Source organism: Bacillus toyonensis BCT-7112 (assembly GCF_000496285.1).
GTDB classification, from domain to species: Bacteria; Bacillota; Bacilli; order Bacillales; family Bacillaceae_G; genus Bacillus_A; species Bacillus_A toyonensis.
The window spans coordinates 1397554-1413282 of the sequence record NC_022781.1 but is presented as its reverse complement, the minus strand read 5'-3'; the positions used below and the strand labels follow the sequence as shown (position 1 = coordinate 1413282).

Annotated in this window: 13 protein-coding genes; 12 read left to right on the top strand and 1 reads right to left on the bottom strand. The window is 35.4% G+C overall.

Going from position 1 to position 15729, the window contains the following annotated elements; all coding sequences use genetic code 11:
• The first annotated feature begins 9 nt into the window (after positions 1 to 9).
• The 12 genes from folD to BTOYO_RS07120 all read left to right on the top strand — a co-directional run bounded on the left by folD (position 10) and on the right by BTOYO_RS07120 (position 15329).
• The gene (folD, locus tag BTOYO_RS07175) at positions 10 to 870 is read left to right on the top strand and encodes a bifunctional methylenetetrahydrofolate dehydrogenase/methenyltetrahydrofolate cyclohydrolase FolD (RefSeq protein WP_000226729.1); all 861 of its coding nucleotides are present in this window, start codon (positions 10 to 12) and stop codon (positions 868 to 870) included.
• A gap of 26 nt (positions 871 to 896) precedes the next feature.
• Positions 897 to 2255 (top strand): exodeoxyribonuclease VII large subunit, encoded by a 1359-nt coding sequence (gene xseA / locus BTOYO_RS07170; RefSeq protein WP_000415263.1) that lies wholly within the window; start codon positions 897 to 899, stop codon positions 2253 to 2255.
• On the top strand, positions 2245 to 2475 hold the full coding sequence (gene xseB / locus BTOYO_RS07165) for an exodeoxyribonuclease VII small subunit (protein ID WP_000428977.1): 231 nt from the start codon (positions 2245 to 2247) through the stop codon (positions 2473 to 2475). Before xseA ends, xseB begins: the two co-directional genes overlap by 11 nt.
• Complete coding sequence (ispA, locus tag BTOYO_RS07160) at positions 2475 to 3365, top strand: (2E,6E)-farnesyl diphosphate synthase (protein ID WP_000683954.1); 891 nt, start codon at positions 2475 to 2477, stop codon at positions 3363 to 3365. Before xseB ends, ispA begins: the two co-directional genes overlap by 1 nt.
• Positions 3366 to 3666: 301 nt before the next feature.
• A complete protein-coding gene (gene dxs / locus BTOYO_RS07155; protein ID WP_000366442.1) occupies positions 3667 to 5559 on the top strand; it encodes a 1-deoxy-D-xylulose-5-phosphate synthase in 1893 nt (630 codons plus the stop codon).
• 3 nt (positions 5560 to 5562) lie between these two features.
• Complete coding sequence (locus BTOYO_RS07150; RefSeq protein WP_001274740.1) at positions 5563 to 6405, top strand: TlyA family RNA methyltransferase; 843 nt, start codon at positions 5563 to 5565, stop codon at positions 6403 to 6405.
• A gap of 142 nt (positions 6406 to 6547) precedes the next feature.
• Positions 6548 to 6997: an arginine repressor ArgR gene (gene argR / locus BTOYO_RS07145; RefSeq protein WP_001032581.1), complete on the top strand. Its 450-nt coding sequence runs from the start codon at positions 6548 to 6550 to the stop codon at positions 6995 to 6997.
• 261 nt (positions 6998 to 7258) lie between these two features.
• Positions 7259 to 8998, top strand: a complete 1740-nt coding sequence (recN, locus tag BTOYO_RS07140; protein WP_000947737.1) for a DNA repair protein RecN — start codon at positions 7259 to 7261, stop codon at positions 8996 to 8998.
• Positions 8999 to 9116: 118 nt separating this feature from the next.
• Entirely contained in the window at positions 9117 to 10415 is a 1299-nt protein-coding gene (gene spoIVB / locus BTOYO_RS07135; protein WP_002048975.1) for a SpoIVB peptidase, read from the top strand.
• Between the two features lie 288 nt (positions 10416 to 10703).
• Positions 10704 to 11498 carry a sporulation transcription factor Spo0A gene (gene spo0A, locus BTOYO_RS07130; protein WP_000411416.1) on the top strand — a complete coding sequence of 265 codons (795 nt, stop codon included), beginning with the start codon at positions 10704 to 10706 and terminating at the stop codon, positions 11496 to 11498.
• An 887-nt stretch (positions 11499 to 12385) separates the two neighbouring features.
• The gene (gene wsfD, locus BTOYO_RS07125) at positions 12386 to 13804 is read left to right on the top strand and encodes a glycan biosynthesis hexose transferase WsfD (protein WP_001193753.1); all 1419 of its coding nucleotides are present in this window, start codon (positions 12386 to 12388) and stop codon (positions 13802 to 13804) included.
• A gap of 199 nt (positions 13805 to 14003) precedes the next feature.
• On the top strand, positions 14004 to 15329 hold the full coding sequence (locus BTOYO_RS07120) for a glycosyltransferase family 2 protein (protein WP_000395075.1): 1326 nt from the start codon (positions 14004 to 14006) through the stop codon (positions 15327 to 15329).
• Positions 15330 to 15557: 228 nt separating this feature from the next.
• Here BTOYO_RS07120 and BTOYO_RS07115 read toward each other — a convergent pair whose 3' ends face one another.
• On the bottom strand, positions 15558 to 15704 hold the full coding sequence (locus tag BTOYO_RS07115; protein WP_001247671.1) for a YycC family protein: 147 nt from the start codon (positions 15702 to 15704) through the stop codon (positions 15558 to 15560).
• Positions 15705 to 15729: the final 25 nt, after the last annotated feature.

Here is a 15729-nt window from a genome sequence, read left to right as displayed (position 1 = left end):
AATCTTAAAATGGTAGCAGTAATCATCAAAGGAAATGAAGTTGCGGAGAAAAAACGAGCACAATTAACAGAAGAAGTTGTGAAGTTGAAAGAACAAGGGATTGTACCAGGATTAGCAGTGATTTTAGTGGGAGAAGATCCAGCATCTCGTTCTTACGTAAAAGGAAAAGAAAAAGGCTGTGAACAAGTAGGAATTTATTCTGAGCTAATTGAACTTCCTGAAACGATTACTGAGGAACGTTTGCTTGCTGAAATCGATCGCTTAAATGGCGATGACCGCATTAATGGCATATTAGTGCAATTACCTTTACCAAAACATATTGAAGAAAAAGCTATCATTGAAAGAATTTCACCAGAAAAGGATGTAGATGGATTTCACCCAATCAGCGTGGGACGTATGATGACGGGACAAGATACATTCCTTCCATGTACACCGCATGGTATTGTAGAATTAGTAAAAGAAACGAATCTTGATATTTCGGGAAAACATGTTGTAATAATTGGAAGAAGTAATATTGTCGGCAAACCAGTGGGGCAATTGTTCTTAAATGAAAATGCAACTGTCACATATTGTCATTCTAAGACGCAAAATATTAAAGAATTATCGAAGTTAGCTGATATTTTAATCGTAGCTGTTGGACGACCTAAAATGGTAACAGCTGATTATATGAAAGAAGGCGCGGTTGTAATTGACGTTGGTGTGAATCGATTAGAAACAGGCAAGCTTTGTGGTGATGTTGACTTTGACAACGTGTTAGACGTTGCGGGTTACATTACGCCTGTGCCAAAGGGTGTTGGTCCAATGACGATTACAATGCTTCTTCATAATACTGTTGAATCTGCCAAACGCGCAGGTGTCGTTTGTAAATAATTTGAGTCGGCTATGAGGAGAGAGAAATGGAGAAACAATATTTAACCGTTACAGCATTAACACGCTATATAAAAACAAAAATAGAATATGACCCGCATTTACAGTCTGTTTGGTTAAAAGGTGAAATTTCCAACTTTAAAAATCATAGTCGTGGTCACATGTATTTTACATTGAAAGACGAAAATGCCAGAATCGCAGCGGTTATGTTTGCGGGTCATAATCGTAATATTAAATTCAGACCTGAAAATGGGATGAAGGTACTTGTAAAAGGGAAAATCTCTGTTTACGAGGCGAGTGGTTCTTATCAAATTTATATTCAAGACATGCAACCTGACGGAGTCGGAAATTTGCATTTGGCTTACGAACAATTAAAAGTTCGTTTAGAGGAAGAAGGATTGTTTTCTCAAGTTTATAAAAAAATAATCCCTCCTTATGCTAAAACAATAGGGGTAATTACGTCGCCAACAGGAGCTGCGATTCGTGATATCATAACAACGATTAAACGTCGTTATCCAATTGGGAATGTTATTGTATTTCCAGTACTTGTACAGGGGGAGTCAGCAGCTCCCTCGATTGTACAAGCGATTCGTACAGCGAATGAAATGGGAGATATAGATGTATTAATTGTTGGGCGCGGGGGAGGTTCTATTGAGGAATTATGGGCTTTCAATGAGGAAGTGGTTGCAAGAGCAATCTTTAAGAGCGAAATTCCTATTATTTCAGCAGTAGGGCATGAAACAGATTTTACAATCGCAGATTTTGTTGCCGATTTACGTGCACCAACACCGACTGCAGCAGCTGAACTAGCAGCACCGAACGTTATAGAGTTACAAGAAAAGGTATTACAAAGAACTCTAAGATTGCAAAGAGCAATGAGAGAGTTAGTACATAAAAAAGAAGAAAAATTACAAGTATTGCAAAAATCTTATGCATTCCGTTATCCAAGACAAGTATATGAACAAAAGGAAGAGCAATTAGATAGAGCGTTAGAACAGCTTGTTTTAGCGAAAGAGCGCTACATTGATAAAAAGGTGAATCAGTTAAAACAGCTTTCATTTTATTTAGAGAAGCACCACCCATCTCAAAAAATTATACAAACAAAGGTAGCGATTGAAACGTTGCAAAAGCAATTACAACGTGAAATGCAAACTTTACTTCAAACGAAAGAATTTGCCTTTGTAAGAGCTGCTCAAAAACTTGAAGCATTAAGTCCGCTTAAAGTAATGATGAGAGGGTACGGGCTTGTATATGATGAAGAGAAGCAAGTGTTAAAAAGTGTGAAAGATATCAGCCTTGGAGATGCTGTTTCAGTTCAATTACAAGATGGAATACTAGATTGTAGCGTATCAGGCATAGAGGAGCGTGAATTGAATAATGGAAAATAAAGTGAGTTTTGAAGAGGCAATTTCGCAACTTGAGCATCTCGTATCTAAGCTAGAGCAAGGTGATGTACCTTTAGAAGAAGCGATTTCTTATTTTAAAGAGGGTATGGAATTATCTAAGCTTTGCGATGAGAAGTTGAAGAACGTACAAGAACAAATGGCAGTTATTCTTGGAGAAGATGGAGAGCTTGAACCGTTTACTGCTTTAGGAGATGAAGCATAGTGAAAATCGCTTTTGATACTTTTTTGAAAGAAAGTAAAACTTTCGTAGAAGAGAAGCTTGTAAGCTATGCAAATGAATTACAATGTCCAAATGTACTTCGTGAAGCGATGGCATATTCTTTGGAAGCGGGTGGAAAACGTCTCCGCCCGTTACTTTTATTTGCAACATTACAAGCGTTTGGGAAAGAAAGAAATCTTGGAGTAGGTGCAGCTTGTGCTCTTGAAATGATACATACATACTCGTTAGTTCATGATGATTTACCTTGTATGGATGATGATGATTTAAGAAGAGGAAAGCCCACGAATCATAAAGTATTTGGTGAAGCAATGGCAGTTTTAGCAGGAGATGGTTTGTTGACGTATGCTTTTCAAATTGTTATGGCATATGAGCAAAAAGAAATCTCTGCTGAAAAAAAAGTAAGACTTGTACTTGAGCTTGCAAAAGCAGCTGGGCCGGAAGGAATGGTTGGCGGACAAGTGGCGGATATGGAAGCTGAAGGGAAACAACTTACGATTGATGAGTTAGAGTATATTCATAAGCATAAGACCGGGAAACTACTTGAATTCGCTGTACTTGCAGGAGCGATACTTTCTAATGCTACAAAAGAGCAGGAAGAAAAGTTACTTGAGTTTGCAAAAAATATTGGCCTAGCTTTCCAAATTCGAGATGATATTTTAGATGTAGAAGGAACCGAAGAAGAGATTGGAAAACCGATTGGTAGTGATGTTTCCAACGAAAAGAGCACATATACGACGTTATTTACTGTAGATAGAGCAAAGAATATTTTAGAAGAAACAATTGCAAAAGCAAAAGATGCGATTAGCTCCTTGCAATTACAAGATGAATATTTACTATCTATTTGCGATTTGATTGCAAAACGTAATAACTAATATAACAGCGTTTTCATTTGTTGAGTCATTCATCATTTTATGATATAAATGTAGGAAAAGGTTTTTCTTTTCTTGTTATTGGCAAAAATATATGTAGATTACATTGCCGTTATCACTTCGTGTTAGCGGCTATTTTTTTCAACGCATAAAGAAATATGGTTTATAATAGGATTAGGGCACAATAGATTGGTTGATAGCAGGGTAAGATAAAGGATAGAAAAGAAAATTTCTTGTGTTGTGTAAATGTTTTTTATAATATTTGACATGTTGACAGATTATGAAATGAAAGTGAGTGATCCATGTGGATCTAACGCAAATTCAAAACCCTAGTTTTTTGAAAGATATGTCTATCAGTGAACTAGAGGGATTGAGTGAGGATATTCGTAAATTTTTAATTGAAGAGCTCTCTCAAACAGGTGGACATATTGCACCTAACTTAGGTGTAGTAGAACTCACAATTGCTCTGCATAAATTATTTGATAGTCCGAAAGATAAATTTTTATGGGATGTAGGACATCAATCCTATGTACATAAAATTTTAACAGGACGTGCGAAAGAATTCGGTACATTAAGGCAATATCAAGGTCTATGTGGTTTTCCAAAACGTTGTGAGAGTGAGCACGATGTATGGGAAACAGGTCATAGCTCGACATCACTATCTGCTGCAATGGGAATGGCTTTAGCACGTGATTTAAAGAAAACGAAAGAATATGTTATACCAATCATTGGAGATGGTGCTTTAACAGGTGGAATGGCCTTAGAGGCATTGAACCATATTGGGCATGAAAAGACAGACATGATTGTTATTTTGAATGACAATGAAATGTCAATTGCACCAAACGTTGGTGCGCTTCATAATGTACTTGGTCGTTTACGTACCGCAGGAAAATACCATTGGGTAAAAGATGAACTAGAGTATATATTGAAAAAAATCCCAGCAGTCGGTGGGAAAGTGGCTGCAACAGCAGAGAAAATAAAAGATAGTCTTAAATATTTACTAGTATCAGGCGTATTTTTCGAAGAGTTAGGCTTTACATATTTAGGTCCAGTCGATGGGCACGATTATGAAAAGTTATTCGAAACGTTGCAATATGCAAAGAAAACAAAAGGTCCAGTACTTGTTCATGTGATTACGAAAAAAGGAAAAGGTTATAAACCAGCTGAGAGTGACGTAATTGGAACTTGGCATGGAACAGGCCCGTATAAAATTGAGTCAGGTGACTTCGTTAAACCGAAGGAAGTTGCACCAGCATGGAGTGCTGTTGTTAGTGAAACAGTACTTAAGTTGGCGAGAGAAGATGAGCGTATTGTTGCAATTACGCCTGCAATGCCTGTTGGATCGAAACTTGAGAAATTCCAAAAGGAATTCCCGAATCGTATGATCGATGTAGGTATTGCAGAACAGCATGCTACAACAATGGCAGCAGGTATGGCAACGCAAGGGATGAAACCATTCTTAGCAATTTATTCAACGTTTTTACAAAGAGCATATGACCAAGTTGTTCATGATATATGTCGTCAAAATTTAAATGTTTTCATCGGAATAGATCGCTCTGGATTAGTAGGAGCAGACGGTGAAACACATCAAGGTGTATTTGATATCTCGTTTTTACGTCATTTACCGAATATGGTAATAATGATGCCAAAAGATGAAAATGAAGGGCAACATTTAGTGTATACGGCGATGCAATATGAAGATGGACCAATCGCTTTACGTTATGCACGTGGTAATGGTCTTGGCGTTCATATGGACGAAGAATTAAAGGCAATTCCAATCGGCACATGGGAAACGTTAAAAGAAGGTACGCAGGCAGCTATTTTAACATTTGGTACGACAATTCCAATGGCAATGGAAGCAGCAGAGCGTCTTGAAAAGGCTGGAGTTTCAGTGAAAGTAGTGAACGCTCGCTTTATTAAACCAATGGATGAAGCGTATTTACATGATCTCTTAGGAAAAAATATACCGATTTTAACGATTGAAGAAGCTTGTTTAATCGGTGGTTTTGGAACTGGAGTAGTTGAATTTGCATCTGAGAACGGATACCATAGTGCATTAATTGAAAGAATGGGTATTCCAGATCGTTTCATAGAGCACGGTAGTGTAACAAAATTATTAGAAGAAATTGGTTTAACGACAGATGCTGTTGTAGACCGTATTCATACAATGATTCCATCAAAACAAAAAAGGGCGTAACAAATGAGTGCAAAAAAAGAAAGAGTAGATGTACTATTAGTAGAGCGAGGGCTTATAGAAACACGTGAGAAAGCGAAACGTGCTATTATGGCTGGACTCGTATATGCGAATGAGATGAGACTCGATAAGCCAGGAGAGAAGATCCCACAAGATACAGAGATTACGGTAAAGGGACAAGTTATGCCGTATGTAAGCCGTGGTGGTTATAAACTTGAAAAGGCACTGGAGACATTTCATCTAGATTTACAAGATAAAGTTATGATAGATATTGGTTCATCAACTGGTGGCTTTACAGATTGTGCGCTTCAAAATGGAGCGAAACTATCTTATGCATTAGATGTAGGATATAATCAATTGGCGTGGAAATTGCGTCAAGATGAGCGTGTTGTCGTAATGGAACGTACAAATTTCCGTTACGTGACACCAGCAGACTTAGAGCGTGGTTTACCACAATTTGCTAGTATAGATGTTTCATTTATATCATTAAAACTAATACTGCCAGTTTTAAAAACAATGCTTATGCTTAACGGTGATGTAGCAGCGTTAATTAAACCGCAGTTTGAAGCTGGAAGAGAGCAAGTTGGGAAAAAAGGCATTGTTCGTGATAGAAAAGTGCATGAAGCTGTCGTAGAAATGATTGTCGATTTTGCTTTAAAAGAAGGCTATGATGTAGAAGGTTTAACATTCTCACCGATTACGGGTGGAGACGGTAATATTGAATTCTTAATTCATTTAAAATGGCATGGTGAACGTGATGAGAGTGGCAAAAATCATTCTCCAATTTCTATTGAGCAAGTTGTTACAGAAGCGCATGACGTTCTAAAACAAAAAGGAAAAGGGGAATAACATATGTTGTTCCTCTTTTTGCTGTAATTGTATAATGATTGTAAAAACAATTGTGTACAAGTAACGAATTATAAGTTAACATAAATAAGTGAAGTATACCAATGTTTAAACTATGGTAAGAGATAGTGTGAGGTGCAAATGTATGAATAAAGGTCAGCGCCATATTAAAATCAGGGAAATTATTGCGAACAAAGAAATCGAAACACAAGATGAATTAGTTGATATTTTACGTAATGAGGGATTTAATGTAACGCAAGCAACAGTATCGCGCGATATTAAAGAACTGCACTTAGTGAAGGTGCCATTACATGATGGTCGCTATAAATATAGCTTGCCAGCAGATCAACGGTTTAACCCGTTACAAAAATTAAAACGAAATCTAGTGGATTCATTTGTAAAATTAGACACGGCAGGACATATGCTTGTGCTAAAAACATTGCCTGGTAACGCTCATTCACTTGGAGCACTTATTGATCATTTAGAGTGGGATGAGATCATCGGAACCATCTGTGGTGATGATACTTGCTTAATTATTTGCCGTACACCTGAGGATACAGGTGTTGTCTCTGATCGTTTCTTAAATATGTTGTAACAAAAAAATCTTGTTTGCTTTCCTCTGTAAAGTGGAAAGTGAACAGGATTTTTTTAGCGGTTAAAAATGTGAATTTTTAATTGTAATATAATATTTTGTTTGAATAAAATTAGAAAATAGGTGGATTGACCCGTAAAACGAATGTTTGGTACAATGGAGCGGGTTAGAAGAGTACATACAAACATATAGTATGACTATTTGAATAAAGAACTGAGAAAAGCCCTTAGTAGGGGATTAGTTTATAACGAGGTGAATGGGGCATTGTTATCGGAATTATCGATTAGAAACTTTGCTATTATTGAGGCATTAAATATTTCTTTTCAAAAAGGTTTAACAGTTTTAAGTGGTGAAACAGGAGCTGGAAAATCGATTATTATTGATGCGATTAGTTTACTTGTAGGTGGCCGTGGTTCAGCGGAATTTGTTCGATACGGAACAGAAAAAGCTGAGATAGAAGGGTTATTTTATGTGGAAGACGACAAGCATCCATGTATTGAAAAGGCAGAAGAGTTAGATATAGAAATAGAAGACGGCATGATTATTTTGAAGCGTGATATTGCTGCAAACGGAAAAAGTGTATGTCGTGTAAATGGGAAACTTGTCACCCTTAGTATATTAAAAGAGATTGGCAAAACGCTTGTTGATATTCATGGACAGCACGAAACGCAAGACTTAATGAATGAAGAGCGACATCTGTTTATGCTCGATCATTTTGATGGGGAGCGTATTGTTAAACAGTTGGATATATATCAAACTGTTTACGCTGACTATGAGAAATTAAAAAAACAATTGAAATCGTTAAGTGAAAATGAACAACAAATGGCACATCGCTTAGATTTAATTCAATTTCAGCATGAAGAAATCCGTAAGGCTGATTTAAAGAAGGATGAAGAAAATGAATTAAATGAGGAACGATTGCAAATTTCTAATTTTGAAAAGATTTATAAAGCGTTAGGTGATGCATATCGTTCGTTAAGTGCTGACGGACAAGGATTAGATAATGTAAGAAGTGCAATGGGACAAATGGAGAGTATTACACATTTAGATGAAGTATATCAAGAAAATCATGATTCAATTGCAAATAGCTATTACTTATTAGAAGAAGTTGCGTATCAACTTAGAGAAAATCTCGATATGATGGAATATGATCCGAATCGTCTAGATGAAATTGAAACACGTTTAAATGAAATTCGTATGCTAAAGAGAAAATATGGAAATAATGTAGAAGAGATTTTAGCGTATGCTGATAAAATTGAGCAAGAAATTTTTACGATTGAAAATAAAGACGTTCATATTGAAACGACGAAGAAGCAGTTAAAGGAATTAGAAAGTGTTATTCTGAAAGAAGCAACGTTGTTAAGTAATATGCGTCATGAACTTGCAGAGCATCTTACAAATGCTATTCATCAAGAATTAAAAGAACTATATATGGAAAAAACGAAATTTGAAGTGAGAATCATGAAGAGAGAAGGAAATGCAGAAGAACCTCTTGTGGAAGGCGCACCGGTGCGCCTTACGGCGGACGGCTATGATCACGTGGAGTTTTATATTTCAACGAATCCCGGTGAACCGTTAAAACCACTTTCAAAGGTCGCTTCAGGTGGAGAGTTATCTCGTATTATTTTAGCTTTAAAAAGTATTTTTTCTAAACATCAAGGTATTGCATCTGTTATTTTTGATGAAGTGGATACTGGTGTGAGTGGTCGAGTTGCACAGGCTATTGCGGAAAAAATTTATCGTGTATCAGTAAACTCACAAGTGCTTTGTATTACGCACTTACCTCAAGTAGCTTCAATGGCGGATTCGCATTTATTTATTCGAAAACAGGTAGCGAATGATCGGACAATTACATCAGTTACCGTTTTAACTATGGAGGATAAAGTAACAGAAATAGCTCGAATGATTTCTGGTGTGGAAATTACAGATTTAACGACAGAACATGCGAAAGAGTTACTTACGCAAGCGCATCATTTTAAACAGACAGCAGAGGCTATCCAGTAATGGATAGCTTTTTTTCTCAAATGAAGATTTCTTAATTCTTCCGGTTATAAATAAAGCACTGCAAGGAGAGATTAAAAAGTGAAGCCAAGAGGCTGAATGTGGGGTAGGAGCGAGGAGAGTGAACAAATTGAAATTAGAAAGATTTCGAAAAATAATAGGTCTTTGTCTCCTTGTTTCTTTAGTTTTTATTGGATGTTTTAAGCCGCTTCGGACGTTTATTTCATCCCCGAAGCAACTTGTTGTTTTTGAAGGACAACAATCAGAAATAGCTTCATTACCAGTTTTTAAAGCTTCATCTACAAATAGCCATGTATTTACAGTGAGTTCGAATGAACAAAAACAAGGACTTATGGTAAATTCTCATCAAAATGGTGAAGCGGACATGGTGTTCCAAATCGCTGGTTTTCCAGTAAAAAAAGTAAATGTGAAAGTATTAAAAGATTTTAAAGTTATTCCAGGTGGACAATCAATTGGTGTGAAATTAAACACAAAAGGTGTACTTGTTGTAGGCCATCATTTAATTCAAACTGAAAAAGGTAAAATATCTCCTGGTGAAACAGCTGGTGTGCAAATTGGAGATATGATTACTGAAATTAATGGTAAAACAATTGAAAGAATGAGTGATGTCGCACCATTTATTCATAGTAGTGGTGAAACAGGTGAACCACTTAACCTTGTTTTGTTAAGAGATGGAAAATACATTCGCACGAAATTAACACCACAAAAAGACAGTGGGGAATCGTCTTATCGTATTGGCTTATATATTCGTGATTCGGCAGCTGGAATCGGAACAATGACATTTGTTCATCCAGATTCTATGAAATACGGAGCACTGGGTCATGTCATTTCTGATAATGATACGAAAAAGCCGATTCAAGTTGAAGATGGACAAATTATGCGTTCGACAGTTACATCGATTGAAAGAGGTAGTCATGGGAATCCAGGAGAGAAGTTAGCAAGGTTCTCACCAGATCGTGAAGTGATTGGCAATATTACAATAAATAGTCCGTATGGTATTTTTGGAAAATTAAATACAAATATGACAAACGGCGTAATGGATAAAGCAATGCCTATCGCATTATCTCATCAAGTAAAAGAAGGACCGGCAAAAATATTAACAGTTATTGATCAAGATAAAGTAGAAGCATTTGATATTGAAGTTGTTAGTACGGTACCGCAAAAATTTCCAGCTACAAAAGGTATGGTAATAAAAGTAACAGATAAGCGTTTATTAGCAAAAACAGGTGGTATCGTACAAGGGATGAGTGGAAGTCCAATTGTACAAAACGGGAAAGTAATCGGAGCCGTTACACATGTATTTGTCAATGATCCAACATCAGGGTATGGTGTTCATATTGAATGGATGTTACATGAGGCTGGAATTAATATTTATGATCAAGAAAAAAAAGCGAGCTAATTTATTCATTAGCTCGCTTTTCTATTGAAAAATTCGTTGAAATTTTGTAAAAGCTCCGCAAGAGATGTTTTTTGTTGTAAAATATAAGCAAAGGGTTGAACGTTTCGTTGTATTTCTATGATGGAATGTGTTGCGAAAGGGAATAAATGAACGATAAACATATTTTTTTGTGATTTTATCGGAAAGTAACAAACTTTAAAAGGGAATTTTCACACAATTGTCGAACAATTCATGTAGCCTAGAAGGATACACATGTCGGAGAATCGATTCGGTAAGGGAGGAAAAGCTGTGGAGAAAATTAAAGTATGTCTTGTGGATGATAATAAAGAATTAGTATCAATGCTAGAGAGTTATGTAGCTGCTCAAGATGATATGGAAGTAATCGGTACTGCTTATAATGGTCAAGAGTGTTTAAACTTATTAACAGATAAGCAGCCTGATGTACTCGTTTTAGACATTATTATGCCACATTTAGATGGTTTAGCTGTACTAGAGAAAATGCGACATATTGAAAGGTTAAGACAGCCTAGCGTAATTATGTTAACAGCATTTGGACAAGAAGATGTGACGAAAAAAGCAGTTGACCTAGGTGCTTCATATTTCATATTAAAACCATTTGATATGGAGAATTTAACTAGTCATATTCGTCAAGTGAGTGGCAAGGCAAATGCTACTATTAAACGTCCATTACCATCTTTCCGATCAGCAACAACAATAGATGGAAAACCGAAAAACTTAGATGCAAGTATTACGAGTATTATTCATGAAATTGGTGTACCTGCTCATATTAAAGGGTACATGTACTTACGAGAAGCGATTTCTATGGTGTACAATGATATCGAATTACTAGGGTCTATTACGAAAGTATTATATCCAGATATTGCAAAGAAATATAATACAACAGCGAGCCGTGTCGAGCGTGCAATCCGTCACGCGATTGAAGTAGCGTGGAGCCGTGGAAATATTGATTCTATTTCGTCCTTATTTGGTTATACAGTATCCATGTCAAAAGCAAAACCTACGAATTCTGAGTTTATCGCAATGGTTGCGGATAAGTTGAGACTTGAACATAAGGCTAGCTGAGAGTATAAATAGCAAAGCTGACGATGAAATCTAGAAACAATACTAATTTTAAAAAATAAAAGTTTCATTCAAAGGCAAATGAATTTTATGATTCATTTGCCTTTTTATTTTGTAGAGAAGTAAAATTTTTTTGTAAATTAAAGGCTCATTCAACTCCCTAGGATATAAAGTCTATATTTAGAAGGATTACTTATAAGGGCACGGTCTTTTATATAATATTTTGCGAGAGGTTTTAATAAATACAGATGGGGGGACGAGAGCGGAAAAATAAAATATTAACTTGGCTAGGGATAGTAGTGGTTATAGGGGCTTGTGGTGGTGGCGACCTTTTGGATATTAAAACTTGCAGATTATCCAGTAGATAAACAAGCAAGTGCTGAAATAGATAAAAAGGAGAATCGCTGGTAGTAGGTAGTAGGTAGTAGGTAGAGGGGGATCTATATGTTACTGGAAATTCTACTGAAAGCGAAGCAACTACAGCGATGCAAAACAAGTGTAATAAAGTGAAACTATAAGTAGTGGAGGTATCCATCCCTCGCCTCTTATTAGTGCGAACGACGTCCTAATAAGAGGCCAATTGAATTTTTTATTGCTGAAAGAAGCTAATATTTAAATTAATAAATAAAATATTATGTTGAAAGATCAGATTAACAATTGACAGTTTAAGGTAGATGATGTAAAATTTTGTTGATTTTTATATTGTGAAAGCTATAGTAAATAAAGAGGTATATTTACTATAAGCTTTCGTATTTCTAGATTCTTTTTTAAAAAATATGACAAAATAGGTTGTAATTTACACTTAAAAAGAGCTGGAAGGATAATGCTAGTTGCATGTTTGTCTGGCAAAAAACGATGACGTAATGGCATGCATATAAAGGAGATAAAAAATGCAGACAAAGTGGTTAAAATGGGAAGTTATAGCAGTTGTTGTTGCGGCAATAGTAATGATTGGTTTATTACTTATTAAGCCTATTGTTGGTCTCGCTGACAATGGTGACTTTGAACGTATTATGATTCAAATTGGATTGGCTTATCCAGATCCAAATGAAGCGAGGGTAGATAAATACTTTTCATTTATCCATCATTTATATGCTTATGTGAATCCAGCTGCAGGTGATTATGTTTCTTCGCAGTTGTTTCTCATGGTTCCAGCTTTATGGATTGGTAAAATATTACCAGGACCTTGGTTTGATATACGAGTTCTAGCGGTCGAATATATTATGATTTTTCTTCTAGCACTATATCTAATTGTCAAACTGAATAAAACGAATAATAAAATCGTGAATGGTTTTCTTGTAACGTTAACAATTGTTGTTTTTGCAGATATTGGATACATACTATATTTTAATTCTATGTATGGTGAAGCTGTAACGTATGTGTTTCTATTTTTAACAATTGCATTAGGAATACAACTTGCGCGTCAGAAACATCCGTCTATTTGGTTAGTTATTTTGTTTTATATATCAGCAATAATGCTAGCTTGTTCTAAAACGCAGTATACACCAGCAGGATTTATAGCAGCATTACTTACTATTAGACTATGGTTTATACGCAAGGATAAAGTATGGAGAAGTGTAATTGTATCAATGACGGCATTACTTTTAATTTTATCTTTCATTTGTTATAAAAGCTCACCTGCCTGGATTGATAAAATTAATATATATCAAACAGTATTTTATGGGGTTCTTAAAGATTCTCCAAACCCAGAACAAGATTTACGTGATCTTGGAGTTGATCCAGAACTTGCTGTAAATGCAGGAACTCATTTTTGGTCTAATGCAGCGATACCACAGGAAGACCCGAGATTGCACAAAGAATTATATAATAAAATAAAATTCCCTGATATCGCCAAATTTTATTTGACGCATCCACAAAGATTTTGGAGTAAACTAGAGGCAACAGCTGAATATGCTTGGACTATCCGACCGTCCGTTGATGGGGTTGCTTTTCTTGGTAATTATGAGAAAAAAGATAATCCAGTTCCCGCTACTCAAGTGGAGACATTTTCTTTATGGAGTCATGTGAAAGAGCAATATCATCCAAATGGATTCATATGGATTGTTCTTTTATACGTTTTATATGGACTAGGAATTTTGCTAGAATACAGAAGAGCTAAGACGCATAGTGAGCGGCTTATTCCTGACATATTTACAGCGGTAGCTATAATTGGCATGATTTCTTATGTGGTCCCATTTGTTGGAAGTGGAGAAGGGGATTTCGCTAAACATTTATTTTTATTTACAGTTTGCTTAGACGTAATGTTAGTAAGTGGGATTTGGTGGTTAGCGAAAGGTAGATTACAATAAAAGCTTAATTAATAGAGGATAATAGTCAGTGGAGATAGATAAAAAAAGCTGACTAAAATTCCACTGTATTTTATGATTATTTACGATACTAATCTTCATCGTTATGTAAGAAAAACTATTTGAAATACGAAACGAACTAGATTATTATTATTTAAGAGTCTATAATGGTGTATATTGGAAAGATTTTAGGAGGATGGACATGGAATTTTTGAGCGGAAAAGTAGTTACCGTGTTATTAGCATTGTTTTTTATCATTACAGTATATGTTAATATTAATACGGTATACTATGTAATCATTTCCTTTTTTGGATTTGGTAAAGCGAAACGTGATTATGAAATAATTGAAGATAAGACAAAGTTTTTAATATTAGTTGCAGCACATAATGAAGAGAAAGTAATTGGTTCAACTATTGATAATTTAAGAAAAATTCAATACCGAGATGATTTGTATGATATTTATGTTGTAAATGATAATAGTACGGATAGAACAGGTGCTATTTGTGAAGAAAAGGGAATGAAATATGTTAATACAAGTGAACAGCTATTTCCTCGTGAAGGCGTAGGGAAACCAGCAGGTTTACAATATGCGTTACGTCATTTAGGATTTGATAAACTGACTGAAAAATATGACTGTTTAATGATTTTAGATGCTGATAATCATGTCGATTCGAATGTTTTACAAGAGTTAAATTCACAGTACATTGCTAAAGATAAGCCAGAAGCGATTCAAATTTATTTAGATTCAAAAAACTCAGCGACTAATTTATCGCTTGGTTATGCTATGAGCTATTACTTAACAAATCGTTTCTTCCAGCTGGCAAAATATCGTCTGGGATTACCGAATGCTATTGGTGGAACTGGGTTCATTGTTAAAATGGAGTACTTAATGAAACATGGTGGTTTCCGTTTTGATTCGCTAACAGAGGATTTAGAATTAGAGATGGAAATTGTTAAAGATAATGGAAGAGTATTATGGAATCACTTTGTTCGAGTATACGATGAAAAACCAGATAACTTTAAAATTAGTATTAAACAACGTACGCGTTGGTCTCAAGGGCATTGGTATGTTGCATTTACAAACTTTAAACCTATGGTAAAAAAACTGTTTACTGAAAAAGGGAAAATAAGAATTATTGACCAGTTGTTTTATCTATTCGGAATGACTCGTGCAGTTCAAATGACAATAACCTTGATAGGTATTTTAATTGCTTTAGGATATGTTGTTGCGACGCAATCATATCAAGATATCCCTGCAATAGGGAAACGTTTAGTTGCGATGATTTTAGGTGCGAGTATTCTTTCTTTAATATTATTCCTGTATCAATTTGTTGTTTGTATGTATTATGCAGTTAAGGTAGATACAAATAGAAAGTATAAACTTATCCAAATGAGTTTTTCTATCTTTTATTACGCATATACGTTTGTTTATGCTCAAATTGTTGGTCTAATTAAATGGAAGCAACAACATACATGGGTGAAAACAGAGCATAATAAGACAACGATAAATCATAAAGTGGATAAATGATAAAGGTTTAATATATTTCCAATAGAGAAATGAAAGAGCGGTGCCATGAGGCAACGCTCTTTCATTTTTTTGTTCAAAGAATGCTTGTAAGAAAGCGATTAGTTGTGGGATCAGTAGGAGAATAAGACAAGATAACTTATCTGGTGGAAGTTTCACTGTATGGAAGATGTACTTGTGATAGTATATGTAGTAAGGATAAATTAAAAAGTCCTGCAAAACAGGACCATATTATTCTTCGTCTTTATTTTGTTTTTCTAATTCAACTAGCTTTTGAATTAAAATGTGTTGTGGCATATGCATGAGCTGTTCGAGCGGCACACCTAATGCTTTTGATAAGCGAACTGCAGTGTCTGGAGAAATTTGTAATGGTCTCATAGAAGTACCTCCTTTTTCGTATAGT

Bases quoted from the DNA above. Each gene is read 5' to 3' on its own strand.
- folD (WP_000226729.1), top strand. From the start codon at position 10: ATGGTAGCAGTAATCATCAAAGGAAATGAAGTTGCGGAGAAAAAACGA.
- xseA (WP_000415263.1), top strand. From the start codon at position 897: ATGGAGAAACAATATTTAACCGTTACAGCATTAACACGCTATATAAAA.
- xseB (WP_000428977.1), top strand. From the start codon at position 2,245: ATGGAAAATAAAGTGAGTTTTGAAGAGGCAATTTCGCAACTTGAGCAT.
- BTOYO_RS07115 (WP_001247671.1), bottom strand. From the start codon at position 15,704: ATGAGACCATTACAAATTTCTCCAGACACTGCAGTTCGCTTATCAAAA.
- BTOYO_RS07150 (WP_001274740.1), top strand. From the start codon at position 5,563: ATGAGTGCAAAAAAAGAAAGAGTAGATGTACTATTAGTAGAGCGAGGG.
- argR (WP_001032581.1), top strand. From the start codon at position 6,548: ATGAATAAAGGTCAGCGCCATATTAAAATCAGGGAAATTATTGCGAAC.
- wsfD (WP_001193753.1), top strand. From the start codon at position 12,386: ATGCAGACAAAGTGGTTAAAATGGGAAGTTATAGCAGTTGTTGTTGCG.
- BTOYO_RS07120 (WP_000395075.1), top strand. From the start codon at position 14,004: ATGGAATTTTTGAGCGGAAAAGTAGTTACCGTGTTATTAGCATTGTTT.